General features: G+C 48.7%; 18 protein-coding genes. 11 read left to right on the plus strand and 7 right to left on the minus strand.

Annotation, left to right across the window (positions count from 1 at the left end):
- Position 1 precedes the first annotated feature (1 nt).
- The 4 genes from rsxD to nth are packed head-to-tail and all read left to right on the plus strand — an operon-like array spanning position 2 to position 3055.
- Positions 2-1057, plus strand: coding sequence for an electron transport complex subunit RsxD (gene rsxD / locus FCL42_RS12935; protein WP_136863839.1), 1056 nt, complete (start codon positions 2-4; stop codon positions 1055-1057).
- The gene (rsxG, locus tag FCL42_RS12940) at positions 1057-1695 is read left to right on the plus strand and encodes an electron transport complex subunit RsxG (RefSeq protein ID WP_136863840.1); all 639 of its coding nucleotides are present in this window, start codon (positions 1057-1059) and stop codon (positions 1693-1695) included. Before rsxD ends, rsxG begins: the two co-directional genes overlap by 1 nt.
- Positions 1696-1711: 16 nt before the next feature.
- The gene (locus FCL42_RS12945) at positions 1712-2404 is read left to right on the plus strand and encodes an electron transport complex subunit E (protein WP_136863841.1); all 693 of its coding nucleotides are present in this window, start codon (positions 1712-1714) and stop codon (positions 2402-2404) included.
- A gap of 12 nt (positions 2405-2416) precedes the next feature.
- Positions 2417-3055, plus strand: a complete 639-nt coding sequence (nth, locus tag FCL42_RS12950; protein ID WP_136863842.1) for an endonuclease III — start codon at positions 2417-2419, stop codon at positions 3053-3055.
- Positions 3056-3217: 162 nt separating this feature from the next.
- Here the strand turns inward: nth and FCL42_RS12955 are convergent, their stop codons facing one another.
- Positions 3218-4042, minus strand: coding sequence for a hypothetical protein (locus FCL42_RS12955; RefSeq protein ID WP_136863843.1), 825 nt, complete (start codon positions 4040-4042; stop codon positions 3218-3220).
- A gap of 267 nt (positions 4043-4309) precedes the next feature.
- On the minus strand, positions 4310-5683 hold the full coding sequence (locus tag FCL42_RS12960; protein ID WP_136863844.1) for a hypothetical protein: 1374 nt from the start codon (positions 5681-5683) through the stop codon (positions 4310-4312).
- Between the two features lie 420 nt (positions 5684-6103).
- Between FCL42_RS12960 and FCL42_RS12965 the strand changes: the two genes are divergently transcribed.
- The 5 genes from FCL42_RS12965 (at position 6104) to FCL42_RS12985 (ending at position 13006) form a co-directional block, all read left to right on the plus strand.
- The gene (locus FCL42_RS12965; protein WP_136863845.1) at positions 6104-7033 is read left to right on the plus strand and encodes a lipase family alpha/beta hydrolase; all 930 of its coding nucleotides are present in this window, start codon (positions 6104-6106) and stop codon (positions 7031-7033) included.
- Positions 7033-7935, plus strand: coding sequence for a lipase secretion chaperone (locus FCL42_RS12970; protein WP_136863846.1), 903 nt, complete (start codon positions 7033-7035; stop codon positions 7933-7935). Before FCL42_RS12965 ends, FCL42_RS12970 begins: the two co-directional genes overlap by 1 nt.
- A gap of 428 nt (positions 7936-8363) precedes the next feature.
- Entirely contained in the window at positions 8364-10790 is a 2427-nt protein-coding gene (locus tag FCL42_RS12975; RefSeq protein ID WP_169308384.1) for an amidohydrolase family protein, read from the plus strand.
- 375 nt (positions 10791-11165) lie between these two features.
- Complete coding sequence (locus FCL42_RS12980; RefSeq protein WP_136863848.1) at positions 11166-12098, plus strand: triacylglycerol lipase; 933 nt, start codon at positions 11166-11168, stop codon at positions 12096-12098.
- 56 nt (positions 12099-12154) lie between these two features.
- On the plus strand, positions 12155-13006 hold the full coding sequence (locus FCL42_RS12985) for a lipase secretion chaperone (RefSeq protein WP_169308385.1): 852 nt from the start codon (positions 12155-12157) through the stop codon (positions 13004-13006).
- 4 nt (positions 13007-13010) lie between these two features.
- Here FCL42_RS12985 and FCL42_RS12990 read toward each other — a convergent pair whose 3' ends face one another.
- A complete protein-coding gene (locus tag FCL42_RS12990; protein ID WP_136863850.1) occupies positions 13011-13490 on the minus strand; it encodes a YcxB family protein in 480 nt (159 codons plus the stop codon).
- Between the two features lie 138 nt (positions 13491-13628).
- On the opposite strand from FCL42_RS12990, the gene FCL42_RS12995 reads away from it, so the two are divergent.
- On the plus strand, positions 13629-13796 hold the full coding sequence (locus FCL42_RS12995; RefSeq protein ID WP_136863851.1) for a DUF2986 domain-containing protein: 168 nt from the start codon (positions 13629-13631) through the stop codon (positions 13794-13796).
- Positions 13797-13812: 16 nt separating this feature from the next.
- Here FCL42_RS12995 and punR read toward each other — a convergent pair whose 3' ends face one another.
- Entirely contained in the window at positions 13813-14712 is a 900-nt protein-coding gene (gene punR / locus FCL42_RS13000; protein WP_136863852.1) for a DNA-binding transcriptional activator PunR, read from the minus strand.
- Positions 14713-14847: 135 nt separating this feature from the next.
- Between punR and punC the strand changes: the two genes are divergently transcribed.
- Positions 14848-16074, plus strand: coding sequence for a purine nucleoside transporter PunC (gene punC / locus FCL42_RS13005; protein ID WP_136863853.1), 1227 nt, complete (start codon positions 14848-14850; stop codon positions 16072-16074).
- A gap of 33 nt (positions 16075-16107) precedes the next feature.
- Here the strand turns inward: punC and FCL42_RS13010 are convergent, their stop codons facing one another.
- The 3 genes from FCL42_RS13010 to FCL42_RS13020 all read right to left on the minus strand — a co-directional run bounded on the left by FCL42_RS13010 (position 16108) and on the right by FCL42_RS13020 (position 18913).
- Positions 16108-16488, minus strand: a complete 381-nt coding sequence (locus tag FCL42_RS13010) for a VOC family protein (RefSeq protein ID WP_136863854.1) — start codon at positions 16486-16488, stop codon at positions 16108-16110.
- Positions 16485-17429 carry a glutathione S-transferase family protein gene (locus FCL42_RS13015; protein ID WP_136863855.1) on the minus strand — a complete coding sequence of 315 codons (945 nt, stop codon included), beginning with the start codon at positions 17427-17429 and terminating at the stop codon, positions 16485-16487. Before FCL42_RS13015 ends, FCL42_RS13010 begins: the two co-directional genes overlap by 4 nt.
- 221 nt (positions 17430-17650) lie before the next feature.
- On the minus strand, positions 17651-18913 hold the full coding sequence (locus FCL42_RS13020; RefSeq protein ID WP_136863856.1) for a RidA family protein: 1263 nt from the start codon (positions 18911-18913) through the stop codon (positions 17651-17653).
- Positions 18914-19414: the final 501 nt, after the last annotated feature.

A 19414-nucleotide genomic window follows, 5' to 3' on the forward strand; every position in this document is an offset into this window, starting at 1 on the left:
TATGGCTCTTAATATCGCCTCTTCGCCTCATGCGAATGCCCCACTTCGCACCCATCAATTGATGGCTAAGGTTGCCCTGTGCGCCGTACCGGGTATTGCAGCCCAGTGGTACTTCTTTGGTTGGGGCAACCTGATTCAAATCGCGCTGGCAATTGTCACCGCACTTGCAGCGGAAGCCCTGTTTACCAAACTGCGCGGCCGCGCCGTGTTCAGCGCCATTGGTGATAACAGCGCCCTACTGACGGCGGTGCTGCTGGGCATCTGTATGCCGCCGCTAGCCCCTTGGTGGATCGTGGTCTTAGGTGCGTTCTTCGCCATCATTGTCGCCAAACAGCTCTATGGCGGTCTGGGACAAAACCTATTTAACCCAGCGATGGTGGCTTACGTAGCGCTGCTTATCTCATTCCCAGTACAGATGACAGCTTGGCTGCCGCCCCAGCCTCTGGCTGCCGAAACCCTTGGCTTTTCAGATACCTTGGTGATGATCTTAACCGGCAGCAACAGCCTAGGCCTGACCCTGCCGCAACTGGCTCTGGGCATCGACGGTACTACCATGGCCACGCCGCTGGACACCATGAAAACCGATCTGACTTTGGGTTTCACCGCCGGCGAAAGCTTTGCCAAACCAATTTTTGAAGGCAGCACCGGAGTGGGATGGCTTTGGGTCAACGCCGCCTTCCTGCTGGGTGGCCTAATCATGCTGCAGCAAAAGCTGATTCGTTGGCACATTCCCGTGTCCGTATTGGGCGCGCTGGGTATGTGCGCCGTATTGGGCACCGCCCTGCACCCTGATGGCACCGGCGGCTTGATGTTCCACTGGTTCTCTGGCGCCGCCATGTTTGGCGCGTTCTTTATCGCCACCGATCCGGTAACTGCTGCCACCAGCCCCAAAGGCCGGTTGGTGTTTGGCGCTCTGATTGGCGTGCTGGTGTATGTCATTCGCAGCTTCGGTGGTTACCCTGATGCGTTCGCCTTTGCGGTACTGTTAGCCAACATGTGCGCGCCGATGATCGATCACTACACCCGCCCACGCACCTACGGACACGGAGGCCAATAATGCTTAAGGCAATGAAGAAAAATGGCCTCAGTTTGACGCTGTTCGCCGTCGCCACCACAGCCGTGGTCGCCTTGACTCACTCGCTCACTAAAGAGCGCATTTATGAGCAGCAACAGCAGCAGTTGATGAAAACCCTTAATCAGATTGTGCCCCATGACGATTACGACATCCCACTGCACCTGAGCTGTCATCTGGTCACCAATGAGCAATACCTTGGCAGCAGCAAGCCTCGACGCGCTTTTGTCGCCCTCAAGCAGGGTGAGCCAGTGGCGGTGGCACTGGAAACCACCGCGCCCGATGGTTACAACGGCGACATTCACATTGTGTTTGGCGCCAGCTGGAACGGCACCCTTACCGGCGTGCGTACCCTAAGCCATAATGAAACTCCCGGCCTGGGCGATGGCATCGAAACCCGCAAATCCGACTGGGTGCTGGGCTTTACCGGCTACTTTCTTGAGTCCGAATCCGACAAGCGCATCGGCGTTAAGAAAGATGGCGGCGACTTTGATCAGTTCACCGGCGCTACCATTACCCCAAGGGCGTACACCAAAGCGGTACGTAACGGCTTAATCTACCTCAGTCGCTTTAAAGGCGACATCACCTCTGCCCCTTCCTGTCAGGGCGAGTCGTCAGAGTAAACTGGGAGAGACAATTATGAATCCAATCAAAGAGATCGCCTGGCAAGGCCTGTGGAAGAACAACCCCGGGCTAGTTCAGCTTTTGGGCCTGTGTCCCCTGCTTGCCGTCAGTAACACTCTCACTAACGCCCTTGGTCTGGGTCTGGCCACCTTAGTGGTTTTGGTCAGCTCAAACGTGTTGGTGTCGCTGCTGCGCTCCTACATTCCAAGCGATGTGCGCATTCCCATCTACGTGATGATCATCGCCGCCTTGGTGACCTGTGTGCAGTTGCTGGTTAACGCCTACGCCTACGGCCTCTACCTGTCACTGGGGATCTTCCTGCCGCTGATCGTAACCAACTGCGTCATCATTGGCCGGGCCGAAGCCTTTGCCTCCAAAAACTCCTTAAGCCACGCCGCTTTTGATGGTTTGATGATGTCTGTGGGCTTCTTGTTGGTGCTGTGTCTGCTTGGGGGCACCCGAGAGCTTTTGGGCCAAGGCACCCTATTTGACGGCGCAGAGCTGCTGCTTGGCGACTGGGCAACCATGCTGAGAATGCAGCTCTGGCAAGTAGAAAGCCCATTCCTGTTGGCACTGCTGCCACCGGGCGCATTCATCGCCATGGGGCTGCTGATTGCCGCCAAAAACGCCATGAACGATAAAGTAGAAGCGGCTGTTGCGCCAAAAAAAGAAACGGTAAAAGTCGAGCGCGCTCGAGTCACCAACTGATCAGGACGAATAATGAATAAAGACAAACGTCTGCAGATCCTCACTAAGTTACGGGACGCAAATCCACACCCCACCACCGAGCTGGAGTTTTCTAACCCCTATGAGCTGCTGGTGGCGGTCGCACTCTCGGCGCAGGCCACCGACGTCAGCGTCAACAAGGCCACCGCCAAGCTGTTTCCAGTTGCCAATACGCCAGAAGCGATGCTGACGCTGGGCGCAGAGGGCGTAAAGCAGTACATCAAGACCATCGGTTTGTATAACACCAAAGCAGAGAACGTCATCAAGGCGGCTCAGATTCTGGTGGACAAACACGGCGGTCAGGTGCCAGAGGATCGCGCCGCACTGGAAGCCCTACCGGGCGTTGGCCGCAAGACCGCCAACGTGGTGCTTAATACCGCCTTTGGCTGGCCAACCATCGCCGTGGATACCCACATCTTTCGCGTTTCCAACCGCACCAAATTTGCGGTTGGAAAGAACGTTGACCTCGTCGAACAGAAACTGCTGAAAGTGGTGCCCAAAGAGTTCAAAGTGGACGTACACCACTGGCTGATTTTGCACGGACGTTATACCTGCATCGCCCGCAAGCCAAGATGTGGCTCATGCATCATTGAAGATCTGTGTGAGTTCAAAGACAAGACAGAGATTGAGTAACGAGGTTCTAAGCAAAACCTCTGTCAGATCGGTACAGCCCATCGATACAGCCCAGCTCTCTGGGCTGACTTATTATTGGACATTTTCGTGTTAGGACTTTTGTACTAATAAAGCATTTCAGATTACCAAAAGTATGGAAAAGCTCTAAACCTGTGGCCAGCTTTACTTGACTACTACATATCGATTCCTGATCGTCCGAATAGTATCACCAAGGATGAGCTTATCTTCAGGAAAATCTAAAACTACATTGATAATCTCTGCCATAGCCTGATTGCTGAATCTAAATTCGGTAGGTAGCTGATTTTGTTCATCAAACTTGGCATCAAACGCAAGAACAAAATCTTTATGGTCTGAGGCTCTGCCATCTAGCACCGCATCAGGGATTTCAACATGTTGTGGTTTTGGTTGAAGCTCTTCAAACTCACCAATGGCTTCTACGACATCAGCCCGTGAAGGCCAGTATCTTAGATCATATTGGTACGCCAGACTTTCAAGCTCATTTTTTACGTAAGCTCCGAAAAGATAGTTATGCTCTCCGCCTTGCACCAACGAATCGACTGCTGTTTGACAATCATATCGGCGAAAGCCAGATAACTCATACAATTCATTCTGGCGTCTTAGCATACCGGCCAGGCGACATGAAAGCTCCGAGATATTTTCTTGTAATTTGAGTAACTCACGCCTATTTGTTCTAGCCTGGATAAACTCTTCCTTAGCAAAATCTTCACTCAACCAGATATGTTCCAATGTCAACCAAACAGCTTCAGCATTTGGCCTTTCTGATTCATAAAGGATTGCTAGTTTGTCAGCGTAGCCAAACTGATTGATTAGCTCGTTGAACACCTTTTCAAGATTTGATGCCTGATCAATCATCCGTTGCATAAGTGGCCAGCGACTCATCCAAATTTTTTTCTCTCGGTTATCTTCAAGTTCCCTTTCTATAAAGGCTACGCAAAAGTTTGTTGGTAGTTTCGTCAAGATAGGCACCTTTGGTTTCTTTATTTCCGCACTAAGATATCACTTAGAAAAACTAGTTGCCGTGTCTCAATGATTTTATTTATTGCCCTTCAGACACGCACACCGTCTGTCATTGACTTGGACATAACCACGTTAGAGTATCTAGTCTATCCCGAGTGACTTAGATGAGACCATGACTGTCCATTCACTTGCTAGTAATTCAACACCGTATAATGCCTATCATTGAGACCTAGGAATCCATTCAACAATTTTAAAAAACAGATTAATCAGTGCACATCAATTTAAGATTTCGGTATGGTTCAGCTCTGTACATACAGGTTCTTCACCTGCTTGCAAGATCCAAATAGGCCCAGAAAACGCCAATGTATTCAACACGATTTTGTGGAATAAGTTTAAACAGGATGATACTTTCTCACGTTCCAGTCTTTCTTGAACCAAATTATCTTCTCGGACCTTGGGGTGAGCACTTTCATTACGAAGCTCTTGCCACAACTTCTTATCTGAACTTGTTATTACACCCTGTTCAATTAAGTAATCTAGAGCTTTAGATGCTGTAATATTCTTCCAATAACTTACGCTACCCAGAATGCGACTGCGTTGGTCATCGGTTAGCTCAAGCATTTTAATCTGTTGTTTGACCTTATTTACCTCAGCTTCCAACTCTAAGTTATTTCGTTTTACCTTGATAGCAGGAATATATATATCATTTAAAAGCCCTTCGATAGCGACCGATAGGGTTAGAATCATAATGCTATTCTTTGATTGGAATGAATGCCACACCCTCTCCCACTGAGAATACATACTCTCAAATTGCCTCGGGTTCTTCTCGCGCAGACTGATAATATTGTCTAATAATTTGTAGTGGTAAACAGCATCTCTGTACTTTTTATCAGCAACATATTCGACCATTGGACTAGATGACCGCTGGTGCTTTTGATTGTTAACTATACTGGAAATGATCTCTTGTTTGTCTTCACCCATGCGCTTCAGAATATAAACAAACTGAGGCATGGATGCGCTAGAAAACCCAATATAGAACTTCAAACATTGCAAAAGTTCTTCAGGGTCAAAACATCCCGTTACACGCACTTCTGTGTAGTCTAGCTTTTTGATCATAGATATTGAATAACCATCCATTTCCAGCACTGTCTGATTCCAACTATGTGATTTTTCACCAAGGCTAGAAACCACTGAATTAGACTTGTTAGCAGGGATGTTGAAGTGCTCTGCAAATTCAAAATAAAGATAATTACCTTCTTTTGATTGAAGCGGTTCAGCGGTAGAGCAGCAATTAATCGACGATAAGAATATGTAGTGATGGACTGGTGGGTATGATGAGTTCATATTTATTTGGATAGAGAAACCGTCAGACACATACACGTCGCCGCTTATTGTTTGAGCACGGAGATACAACTTGTGCTCTTCATTTAACGAGTCTTTAGGTAGCCTTTCACCAAACAACGCATGAGGTACATTCTCACTGGTGGTGCAAATGAACTCCATGTAGATTGTTCCGACATTGTTAATCTTAATAGTGCCGTGACCGGACATTTTGAGCCCATCATCAATTATTTGAAAGACTTCGACCTGAACGCAATGCAGAACCAACTCACCAGTACGAAGCTGTTCGGTTTCCTTACCTATTGTCATACTAACACCACCATTAAATTTACGGGTATTATCGCACTAAATGCAAACAATGATAAGCGTCTGAATTACATTACATAATTTTCCGACTTCAAACTGATGTTCCCTAGATTCTGTAGACACATTTCATGCATAAACAAAATTTGGTCAAATGACGAGTTAATTCAATAAGGAGAAATGTTTGTTCTAACCAATAAAGGAGCAATACTTAAGTTGAATCCACTTCAGCATTTCAGTTTTAGACTGGCCTCATGCCATCGCCACAGCTGCAAAAACTTCATTTTCCCCTGCTAAAATGTTGAGCCTCCTCACCCTTTTTCAACGCCAATCCAACTAGTTAGATTCGAATCTCCTCCAAGTTGAAAAGCACAAACTGAGTTGCTAAAAAGCAACCACCTGTAATAACAACAACCCGGAGGATGTATGACGTTACGTTCGATACTCTTTGTTGGCCTGGTGACAATCACCGCCCTAATCACGCCGCCAGCCTACAGTAATACCGACAGTCAAACCCAATACCCGATTGTTCTGGTGCATGGCCTGTTTGGCTTTGATGACATTCTTGGCATTGACTACTTCTATGGCATCCCACAAGCGCTAACCGAAGAAGGCGCGACGGTTTTTGTTCCTGCGGTATCCGCGGCCAATACCACCGAGGTGCGCGGCGAACAACTGCTCAATGAAGTCGAGCGTATCTTGGCATTGACCGGGGCCAAAAAGGTCAACCTTATCGGCCACAGCCACGGTGGACCTACCGTTCGTTACGTCGCCTCTGTTGCACCCCATCTGGTTGCCTCGATCACCTCTGTGGGCGGCGTAAACTGGGGCACTGAAGTGGCCGATGCCATGCGCGGTAAACTTGAGCCCGGCTCGCTGCCAGAGAGCTCCATCTCTGATGCGGCCAACGCCTTGGTTAACTTGATGGAGATTCTCTCCGGAAACCAAGGGCTGCCAACCGACTCTATTGCCGCCACGGAATCTCTAACCACCGTGGGCACCCTAGCCTTTAACGCCAAATACCCTGAAGGAGTTCCCAGCCAATATTGCGGAACCGCACCAATGGTGGCTGATAACGGCGTTTACTACTTTTCGTGGAGTGGAAGTCGAAAAATCACCAACGTACTTGATCCCAGTGATGCGCCAATGAAACTCACCGGCCTCATCATCCCCGGCGACAGCGATGGCCTGGTCTCCAGCTGCAGCTCCCGCCTTGGCTACGTGATAAACGATCACTACCGGATGAATCACCTCGATGAGGTCAATCAAGCTTTTGGCCTGCACCACCTGTGGGAAACCGACCCTAAACAGGTCTTCCTTGAGCACGCTCATCGACTCAAGTCGTTAGGTCTTTAATGGCTAACCGTGTGACGCACGCAGTGCTGGTGGCAGCGCCAGCACTGCTTATCGTTGGCATTTGGCTCAACAGCTCATTGCCGAGTATTGATGACACCCCCAGCGTTGCTTCCCACCACGAGGAGCCACTGACGCCAACGGTTCATTCCGCCAATAGCTTGCCCGCCGCCGCCGTGCCACTTGCGCTGTCTCAGTTAGAGCGATGGATATTTCAGGCAAATGGCACCACTGCCAGCCAAATCCTCACCTTCATCAGCCAACAGATATCCCACCTGCCTGCAGAGCAACAACAGCAAATCCTCGACTTGGCAACGCGCTTCATCGCCTACAAAGGCGCCCTGGTCGAGCTGGCCGATGGCAAATATGAGGCACAATTTAATGCCGAGGCTCTCGGAAAGCAGTTAGAGCAAAAACGGCAACTTCAATATCAGTTTTTCACCGAAGATCAGGTAGAACAGCTGTTTTCAAAACAACACCAACAAGATGCAGCGTCATTAGAGCGGTTGCAGATTCGTCAAGATACCCCAGAGTCCAGTAACGAGCGCTGGCAATTGATTGAACAGCAAATCTCGCAGCAATCGCCGTTAGAGCAGCGTGCGTTTGCTCCAAGCGTTCAGATGCGCCACCTCGAACGGATGATGGAAGAGGAGCCAGGCACCATCAGCCGAGAAGCGCTGGTATCTGAATTTGGCGAAGCCGCCGGTGAGCGTCTGCATCAAACGGTGACCCAACAAGAGCGCTGGCAGCAGCAACTGTCTCAGGCTCAAGCTGAGCTTGACGTCATCATGCAAAATGACACGGGCAAGCCGCGACAACAGGCCATCGACGAGCTAATAAACACGTTTGAACCCCATAAGCGCCGACGAGCGCAGGCACTATTGGGTTTGCTCGACACCAAGTGAAATAATGCGTAGCTTTTGCACCAAAGAGCGCCTTAGCAACGCGGCCTATAGTTCTCCCCCTATCGACTCTCAATACGCATTGTGCGACTAAAGTAGATGCGGCCAGTTACCCAGATTCTGGCAGTCTCTGTATTCGAGCGAGCTTTTGACTTGATACCATGTTCACTTAAAAGGCTCGCTTTAACGAAAAAAAGAGTTGAAAGAACATGCCCAAACCAACTCTCAATCCGCACTTCAATTTTAGAAGTTCAAATACGAACTGGCTGACTCCGAACAAGAGATCCCACATCAAATAAGTGAGCATTCTCTTAAAAAATCACAGCATCAAACAAAGTGTACTATACAGCAACATGTTCGCAGCTTTTAAACATGCTGATAGATTAACCACAAACAATCTATTATATAATTCAACTCATTAAGGATCGATGATGAAGAAGCCAACCTATTTATCTTGCTTATTAGGTTTATTACTACTGCCTGCATGTAATTCTAGCAACCAAGAATTAACTCAGTCACCGAAAAAACAACAGAGCTCAGTCGATGTTTTGGTGTTTCATAATGGTGATATTATCACGGTTGACGACAATACAAAATTCAGTATAAGTCAAAAAGAAAAATACGCCGTTCTGGTTGAGGGTGACACAATTAAACAAATTGCTCCTAAAGTAAAGATTGACTATATCATTGACCAAAAGTACGCAAATTCAAATAATTACAACGTTCAATACCTTAATTTAGATGGCAAAACACTAATGCCGGGATTTATCGAACCTCATGCTCACCTACAACTCACTGCCCAAGCTGGTTCAGTAAAAAATCTCATGCCATGTTTACCGAATAAATATCAGAGTCAGCTCTACGACGATTATGGTTGGTTCTATTATCCAAAAGACGAGAATGGCAAGTCACCAACATGTTACTTGTATTTGCATGATGCTATCGCCAGTGTGACCAATGAAGAACAAGATAGTGGAAATTGGCTCCTAGGCAATGGCTTAGATCCTTCCCGAATGCTTTGGGAAGCACCTTCCGAAGAACACCCTTATAAACTAAACGATAACCGGGACTTCCTCAAATTCCCAATGAATTACTTATTGAACAAAGACGATGAAGAGATAACAAACAATCCTGTATTTATATTTGATCAATCTGGCCACTTAGCTTACGCCAACATGCGAGCATTTAAAGATACGGGGTTTTGTAATGCAAAGATATCAGCCGACCAAATTAAGTCCCTCAGTAAAGAGGCTCAAGCAATGGTTGATAACGCTTACCAAACTATCGACCAAAGCATAACATTGGAGTGCGAGGGCACTAAAGATGAGATGATGGCGAATCAGGAAGTACTAAAACAACTTTGTTTTGACGATGGCAGTGTCGGAATAGCGGAAAATGACCAAGGTAAGTGGCAGTACTCTGGCCTAATCAGTGAAGCCAGCGCTTACATGATATTTGCTAACGCGATGCTATCAAGCAACAACAGTAAACAAACAAATATTCGAAATATGATAAAACACGCTCCTGATGCTAGTTTAAATTCAGGTTGCCCATTGGCCAATAGCCACGCTGCTCCTGGCACGATTAGCCCCGATGAGCATAAGAAATTAATGACTACCATGAAATACATTCTCAACACCTCATCACAACAGGGTGTGACCACATTCGTTGAGGGTGGTACAACAAACGAAATGGCAGCGAATTACATAAACCTCGTTGTTAATGATGAAGCTGATACACGCATTCGTTCTCTTTATGATTGGCGCGAAGTAAATAAAAATACCACTCGGATATCAATGAATGATAAAACCTATAAAGGAATGTTCTCAGCGGAAGGAATTAAACTATGGTCGGATGGCTCTACTCAAGGTTGCACGGCAAATTTAATGGATGAGTATAGTGAAGATGGGCTTTGTGAAGTAAACCCAGATGGTCATACCGATTATAATCAGGAACAGATACAAAATAATTTACAGAATCTGGCTGATTGTGGTTGGTACTTTAATATTCATGCTAACGGAGATCAGGCAATCACCGATTCAGCAGGAGCACTTATCAATATGTATGATTCGTCTCGTCAAAATGTGTCGGATTGTAAAGATAATCTAAACGACATGAATTATAGCCAACTTCATCACACAATCATTCACTCTACAGTAAACCAAAATGGCGACAGCCGGCTCAATATCAATAAAGAGATTCCGTTGAATGATAAAGCTAAAGAGTGCTTAAAACAGGCAAATGGCAATAGTATTGTTGAAACCTACTGCATTGCGAGAAATTATTTACCAAACCTATCCTCCAGTCACTTAGCAGGTCATATTGCATATTGGGGCGAGTCGATGAAAAATGAACTGGGCGATAATCGAGGTAACAATATTGCACCAATGGGGGACGAATCGAAAGCGCAGATCCCATTTTCATTACACAGTGATTTAAGCATTAGCCCCTTGTATCCGCTTTGGTTTATAGAGCAAGCGGTTACTCGTGAAACGTGGCAATACCCTAACTTGTCGGATTCAGATGCGCACGTTCTGGGCTCGAAACAGAAAATATCAGTCGAAGATGCGATTAAAGCGGTAACGATCGTACCGGCCCAACAACATAATATCGGTGATAAGCTTGGTTCCATACGAGAGGGGAAGCTCGCTGACCTTATTGTTTTAGATAAAAATCCGTTAGACTTCGGCTCAGACGGGGAATATAAATCAACCGAGATTCATACCATTAATGTTGAGTGCAGTTTTATTTCAGGAAAAGAGGTTGATTGGTACAACCTACCTCTTTTACAAGACAACATAGAACAAAAAGAAACCTCAAACTGTCAAACTAGTCCAGAGCGTTTATCTCAACTGTAACCCTGTATTGGTGGCGCTAAATTATTAAGCGTCACCTTTCCTAAAGTGGTACTCCATTACGAATTAGCCTGTTCAGCTTCGGGGAGAATTTCTCTTTAAGTGGCTGTTCTCAAGGCAAACCTTTGTCCGAAATTACCTTGCATGAAAGTAACCATCGACTCTTGCACTCCGTTCTCCTACAGCAACTCAAGAGATCGGCCCACAGGCTCTACTTTTATTAAGCCTTTGTTTTAAAGGTCTTATTTTCCAAACCACTCATCAGACCAGTAATTGCATTCACCCATGAGTTTTGCTAAAAAATGCTCACAACCCTTACCAAAACGATTAAGAAATTTGTCTGTTTAATCTAATTGGTGTTTATCATCAGGAGGATGTATGACCTTTCGATCGTTGATGCTAGGAAGCTTATTATTGGCCGCCACTGTGGCAACTTCCCTGCCCGCCTACAGCAACACAGATAGCCAAACCCGTTACCCCATTGTATTAGTCCACGGACTCTTCGGCTTTGATGCCATCCTCGGTATCGATTATTTCTACGGCATTCCCCAAGCACTGAGCCGTGAAGGCGCCACAGTGTACATTCCCAGCGTATCACCGGCCAATGCCACCGAAGTTCGGGGCGAACAGTTATTGGCTGAAGTTGAACGCATTCTGGCGCTGAGCGGCGCAGACAAGGTCAATCTCATCGGCCACAGTCATGGCAGCCCAACGGCACGTTATGTGGCTTCAGTGGCACCGCATTTGGTTGCGTCAGTGACCTCGGTTGGCGGCGTAAACTGGGGCTCAGAAGTGGCCGATGCACTTCGAGGAGTGCTTGAGCCTGAGTCCGTTTCCGAGCAAATTGCCGCCGATGCCGCCAACGCCCTATCCGGCTTGTTGGCACTGTTGTCGGGCAACAGCGACCTACCCGCCGATTCCATCGCTGCCACAGAATCGCTGACCACCGCAGGCACCCTCGCCTTCAATGCCAAATACCCTGAAGGGGTTCCCAGCCAATATTGCGGAACCGCACCTATGGTTGCTGATAATGGCGTTTACTATTTTTCATGGAGCGGGCGACGCCAAGTCACCAATTTACTGGATCCCTCCGACCCCTTTCTTGCCATCACTGGATTAGTGATTCCAGGGGAAGACGACGGCTTAGTCTCCAGTTGCAGCTCTCGCTTGGGCTACGTCATCAATGATGGATTTCGCATGAACCACCTCGATGAGGTCAATCAAGCGCTGGGCCTGCACCACTTATGGGAAACCGACCCCAAACAGGTTTTTCTCGAGCACGCACGTCGTCTTAAGTCATTAAACTTGTGATTGCTCCCGTCATGGTTAGGCCAATGCTGGTGCTCATGCTTGCATTGGTCGCCCTCATGTTAAGCGCTTGGCTGGCATCATTTTTTAAGGCTGCCACGCCAGCGCCCGCTTTTGACGCACCTTTGGGCCAGATAACCTTGGCGCAATCTCAGCTCAGAACCGCACCAAGCAAGGCTGCGCCTTTAACTCTGGGGCAACTGCAGCGATGGCTGTTTGAAGCTGACAGCCGAGATCCTCAGCAGATACTGGCGTTTATTGAGGCCAAAACCTCGCATCTCACTCATGAAGGGCAGCACAAGGTGTTGGCGCTAGCGCAGCGATACATCGCTTACAAAGCCGCTCTGTTTGAACTGGCGGATGGCAAATATGAAGCGCAGTTCACCGCAGAGTCTTTGCAGCGTCAATTGCAACAACGACACCAACTCCAACATCAGTTTTTCACTGATGAACAGGTTGAATCGCTGTTTGGGGAGCAGCACCAGCAAGATTACGCCGCCATCGAACGGTTACAGCTTCGGCAAGATTCGCAGCTGTCCGACACTGAACGCTGGCGCTTAGTGGAGGCTCAGATCCAACAGCAACCTGTGGCTACGCAACAGGCCTTTGAGCCCAGCATTCAGATTCGAAACTTATCTCATCAGATAAACCGCGGCGGAACAATAAGCCGAGATCAACTGGTGTCGGAATTTGGCGAACAAACCGGTGAGCGCCTCGCGCAAACCCTTGATTCTCAGCAGCGCTGGCAAGTCCAACTGACCGATGCCAAACAGCAACTTGAAGCGATATCAGGGATAACCAATAGTGCTGACCGCCAACAGGCCATCGACGAGCTAATAAACACGTTTGAACCCCATCAGCGCCGGCGAGCGCAGGCGCTATTGGGTTTGCTCGATGGCTCGGTGCAATAAGAGGTTATTTCGTAGCGGCTTTGTGTTCCATGAACGTCTTGGCGGCATCATCTAACACTCGACCTGAGATGTAAGTGCGACCTTTGCCCATCTTCAAAAGATAGCCTTTTGATGTCGCCTCAATGGCATCGATCTGTTGCCAGGTAAATTGATGGTTCACGAAGTTGGAGTGAATTTTAATGCCCTCGTCATCCATCTCAAAGGTGGCAGAGTTGTTGGCCGCTTTCGACAACAGCTGACGCCACAGCCACCAAGTGCGCTGAAAACGCACACTTAACCCCTCAACCAATCCCAGCGCCACAAACAGATAGCCAATGCCATAGGGAAGCGGCATCGGAATCAGCGCAAAACCCACAAACAGAAACGCCAAGGTTTTGGCATAGGGCTTAAGCCCAGATTTCGGCGGCACCGACTCATCAAAACACTCTTCGTAGTGGCTTCGATCCAAAACAAAGTCGGCTTGATAATGGAAGGGTGTGCTCATTGAATAAACCTAATCAAAAATGGTGGCCGCAGTATATCTTGAGAGCTTCTGATGAGCACCTGAAATTGGCCTGTCTCCTTGCTTTCTGCCTCGACTTCCCTAAACTGTGCCGCTCAATTTCAGCCACAAGGCAGCTCCATGAACCGCAAAAAGAAAGTCATTCAAACCCTAAAGAAGAAAGCCAAAAAGGCCAACGCCAAAAAAGCGGTCAACAACAAGCCTAAGTACGTCTCTAAAGCTGAACGTGCTCAGCTTGGTGCTCAGCCTCAAATCGAGTCAGAAACCACCGACGATTCTCAAGATTAAGCCCGCTTTTTTGCGCCTAAGCTAACCACTCTCGATGCAGGTGCTCACTGTCGCCGAGTCGTTGCAATAGCCACTCCAGTTGAGGGCTCATGGCGTTTTTGCGCCAGGCCAAACAGCACTCGCTGTCTGGGCGACGTGGATGCAACACGCGTTCAACCAAACGCCCTGCCGCTACCCTATCTTTGATCATGTGTTCCGGTGCCATGCCAACGGCAACGCCCCGCTCTAAACAGGCTAATGCGCGATTCCAATCGGGCACCATCATTCGCCGCTGAGAATCCTGCACCCAAGTGTTGTATTTGGGCAGCACCCGAGCACTGTCTCGCAAACACACATAGGGGTAAGGCTGTATCTGCTCAAGTGTGAGCTCATCAAACTGCGCGCACGGGTGCTCAGGCGCAACCACAAAGCTCCACTTAAGCGCCCCCATGCTTCTGAAATCAAAGTCACCGCCAATGGGGATCACCGAAGTGGCACCAATGGCCAAGTCGGCGCGATCGTCGGCAATGGCGTCCCAAACGCCGTTATACACCTCCATCTGAGTTTCCAGTTCGGCATCATCAAACTCGGCGTAGAAGTCTTCCAACAGAGACACCAACGCACTGGGCTGAACCACGTTGTCCACCACCACGCGAAGCTTGTCACTCCAGCCATTGGCCACCCGCTGTGTCTGCTCTCGCACCTCGTCCATCTGCCGTAACATCAAGCGGCACTCTTTTAAGAAATGCTGCCCCGCCTCGGTGAGCTCCACTCGCCGCGTTAAACGGGTGAACAGCACCACCCCGAGTTCGGCTTCGATTTGACGCACACTGTAGCTGATTGCCGAGGGCACTTTATGCAGTTGCTGGGCGGCCGCACTGAAGCTGCCAAGGCGGGCAACACTGTCGAGAAGTTGCAGTTGATAACGTGAAAACATATCTTTCAAATTTTTTGATTCATGAGTTCAATTTTAACCGTTTAATTTTGTTCATCACAATAGGTACACTGCGTCGCCGTTGTGATCTAACAACGAATTTTCTTTCCTCGATTTACACGTTTTTGATAGGTATAAATGAAACTCTCCCGTCTTGACCTGGTTTTTCTAGCCGGTCTATCAATGATTAGCTTTGCTGCTACCGATATGTATCTCCCTGCATTCCCTCAGATGGAGCAGCTTTATAATACCGGCTCAGAGCAGATAGCCCTGTCGCTATCGGTATTTCTGGCTGGCATGGGTGTCAGTCAAATTATTTGGGGCATAATCTCAGATCGCATTGGACAACGGCGAGCCTTGATCGCCGGTTTAAGCCTGTTTGTGGTCACCACGCTCGGCCTTAGCATCACCAACAACATCTGGATGCTGCTCGGCTTACGCTTTGTACAAGCCATTGGTGTCTGTGCTGCTGCGGTTATTTGGCAAGCAATGGTCATCAAGCGTTACGACGCCAGCACTGCCCAGCGCGCCTTCGCCATCTTAATGCCGATGTTGGCGATCTCCCCTGCCCTTGCCCCACAAATTGGGGTTGGCCTGCTGCATCTGTTTGGCGTAAAAAGCATCTTTGTCGCGCTGATGGTTCTGGGCATGGTTTTGGTGTGGGCAAGCATTAAGCAGCCTGATGATACGCCGGAAATGGTAGAGCCAACCTCTACCAAAAGTGTCGTACGCGATCTGAGTACCATCATCCGCAACCCACAATTTTTGGGTAATGCACTGATCTACGGCTTCTGCTCAGCACTGTTTTTCGCCTACCTAACCGCGATTCCAAAGATCATGACGACCATGGGCTATAGCAGTGGTGCCATTGGCTTAAGCTTTGTACCTCAAACCCTTGCGTTTATGCTTGGTGGTTACCTCAGCAAAAAAGGGGTGGACAAGATTGGTCAGCAAGCGACGCTAAATGCCCTATTGTGTTTGTCCGCATTTGCAGTGTCGGTGCTGTTTATGGCTTCCCAAATGCCTTTAAAAACCATCTGGCCTTACCTGCTGCCATTTATGGTGAGCTCCATCGCCAGCGGTGGTATCTACCCGATTGTGATCAACCGTGCGTTGAGCGCCGCCAAAGAGCGCGCAGCAACCGCAGCGGGTCTGCAAAATACCCTGCAAATTGGCCTTAGTTTTGGAACCAGCTCTATTGTTGCGACCTATGCGGCGAACGCCCTACCGGTCAGTGGATTCATCATGGGCGTAACCGTGATTGGTGCCATTCTTGGTTACATTGTTGCTAACCCCAAAGTATGGGATCGCTTTAGAGAGCCAGACAACGCTCGCGTTACCCACTTCGGTGATCAGCAAGACTGATAACCAAAAAACGGCGCATCAAGCGCCGTTTTTTTATTGATTCTCGGCGATTCGCCACAGCACGCCAGCGGGATCGGCAATCACAAAATCCCGCATACCCCATGGCTGTTGTTGGGGTGAAGACAGCTTGACCTGATACCGCTGCGCCAATTTAGTTTCGATGACCTTGTCGTACCATGCATCAAGATCTTCAACCAACAGATGCATCATGAGGTTGGTGGCAAGCTCTGGGTGATAAAAATCCTGCAGCAAAAAACTGCAACCGCCGCAATGAAAGTAGGCAACGCCCTCAGTATCCGAGGCCAGGGTAAACCCAAGCTCTTGATAGAACTGCTTCGACTCTTCATAAGACTTAGCGGGCACAAACGCTTTGAGCTCGACGGCGTTTAAATTCGGTTGAGCCACGGCTTTCATTGACTGACCTCGAGCGCGTCGGTATCGGGAATCACCTGCCCATCCGCATCACGTAGGGCGTAACCGGTGTTGGGGAAATGGATATGAACATCACCAAAACGCTCGGTTTTCTGTTTGATTACCCAGCGATGAGCGGTGACCGCCACTAAGGTGCCTTGGGTTTGATCTCGAGCGTAATCCAAAGGCCCGACACTGACGGGTTTATCCAGCATGGGATGGTTATCGGTCTGCACTAGGGTTTTCGGGGTGTGCTCCTGAGCCAGCCTTGCGACCTCGCCGCGAGACAGCTCCTGTATATTCCCATGGCCAAATGCCTGCATTCGCTTAAACCACGCCGTCAATTTAGGCAGAGATTCAGGCAAAGGTTGTTCGGCCTTCGCCATCACAAACCACAGTGACGGATAGAGGCAAAAGTCCACGTAGTTGGGGCTATCTCCATAAAGAAACGGCTGTTGTAGCTGCTGCTCCAAGGATTGAAGCTGCTGGCGATATCGACGATAACCGCCCTTGCTGCCCCCCTCTTTGGCCTCCTTGGCGATGCCCAGGCGATCCCACATAAATCGAGCAAGTCCCCAGACCGATAACGACTGCTTTAATAGCCCCAATAGCTTAAGCGGCGGGCAACTGTTTAACGCCACAAACAGAAACTCAGAATCTAAATAGTCCGCCAATTGCTGCTGCTCTTGGTTCAACTGCCAATAATCTAGCTCTGGCGCTTGAAGCCGTCTGGACAGGTCATGGGCAATTAATTTGGAGTCGCACAGAACGTCTGCGCCCTGTTGCAAAATGGGAATGCGGCGATAGCCACCGGTGAGTGCATCGGTAACGGGTCTTGGTGGCAGAGGCGCCACCACAAAGGAGCTCCAGCTTTGTTGCTGGTAACCCAGCATCAATCGTATTTTTTCGGAAAACGGGGATAGCGCGTAATGATGCAGTAGCATGACCACTCCTTGGTAACCAACTAATTGGATCGCTCTTGATTGCCCAGTATGACACCATCCCCTTAAAAAGATCACATAGAATCAATGCAATGAACAACAATCAGCCCATGTCTATAAACAACGGCCGATTGCTATGTCATTGATCTATTGATGCTGGCAATTCAGGCGCTGATCGCCTCCGATTGGTACTGACCACCACTGGAGGCGATTCCCTGCCCGACTTACAGGCTTGGCGGTGTCCCTTCGGCATTGGAGAGAATGGCATCCATCTGTACCAAGGCTCCCTTAGGAATTGCCGATACGCCGATGACCGTTTTCGCGGGCAGATCGCCATTAAAGTAGCGGCCAAACAAGTCGTTAACCGCATCGATGTCGGCGATGTTTTTCAGCTGAATATTCACTTTAACCATGTCATCCATCACATGACCAATGCTCTCAACGATGGCTTTGATGTTATCCAGGCACTGTGTGGCTTGACCGATGACGTCACTTGCAACCGGTTCGCCGTTGATTGACGTAATAGGTAGCTGAGCCGAGATATTGTTGTAGTGAGAGAAGGCCACGGTTTGAGTGGAGATGAGATTAATCGGAGCCTGATCTGTGTTGTTGGCTTTGATAACAATACCATGACGGTCTTCCACAGCCTGCGGCGGCGTGCCGTCACCGTGAGACACGGTGGCATCCATCTGCACCAACGCATCCATTGGCAACCCTTCGGCAATCACTACTGAGCGTGCCGGCATATAAGCAACGGCTCGGGCGATGGAGGAGTCAGGGAAGAAGGTGGTGTAGGCCTCATCAATGGCCTGGATGTCTTCTAGGTTTCGAGCGTGCACGTTGATCTTAACGATGTCATCAAATGGCACATCGATGCTTTCCAAAATGGCTTTGATGTTCTTCAAGCACTGCGCCGCCTGCTCTTTCACGCCGCCAGTCACCACATTGCCCGTTTCTGGGTTGATGGGCAGTTGAGCTGAAATGTGGTTGTAGTGAGAGAAAGCCACACTCTGTGTGGAAACGTTGCTCAGCGGAGCACGAGTGGTGTTTCGAACCAGCTTAACCAGATCGCAAGGATCTTGAGGATGTGTGCCCTCACCGTTAGTGATAACCGCATCCATCTGAACTAAGGCACCGTCCATAGGCAGTGCAGCAACCGCGACAACGGTTTGGGTAGGCAAGTAACCGTGGAAGAACGCGGCGTAGGCTTCATTAACCGCATCGATATCGGTGATGTTCTTAAGGTAGACATTAATTCTAGCTACGTCGTACATGCCATGGCCAATGCTTTCAACAATGGCTTTAATATTGTGTAAACACTGAGTCGCTTGCGCTTTTACGCCACCAGCCACTAATTTACCAGTGCTCGATTCAATAGGCAGTTGAGCGGAAATATTGTTGTAGTGAGAAAATGCCACCGACTGCATAGAGGCAGGGGTAATTGGTGCATTTTCAGTATTTCTAGACACTTTGATAATGGTACTCATAGGAAACGGTCTCCTGTTCGATGGATTATTAATTCACGTTCTTTAATAGTCTTGAGAGAGCCAGCAATTAGCGGCTTGACGCCCTAGAGTCACCATTCACTGTCCTTACCTTTCTGCGCCTAAGTGGCCTGTGGCGCAGTCGCCAGCCCAATGGGCGCAGCACTTAATGCCGCTTTGTTGCTGGGCAGTGGGCACAGCTGGGGGCACGCTGAGCCGGTAAGTCAGTCGTAAAATCACGGTTTCCAAGGCGAGTAAATCGGGGGGTGAATAAAGAAATACACACCCAAGCGATTACTATTTTTATCAGCCTAAACTTCGTCGATAGCTGTTATTTTTTGTCTATGGTCAGACTACGGACAAAAACCAGAAGGTATATAGAGGAAGGAATCAAATTGACGAATTTAGATCCAAGTCACGCAAAATTGAAGAAAAATAAAAATATTAGGTCATTTTTTAATCGATTATGACTTTACAGATTGATATCAAAATGATATCGGTGAT

The sequence above is a fragment of the Ferrimonas aestuarii genome, from assembly GCF_005116665.1.
Classification (GTDB): domain Bacteria; phylum Pseudomonadota; class Gammaproteobacteria; order Enterobacterales; family Shewanellaceae; genus Ferrimonas; species Ferrimonas aestuarii.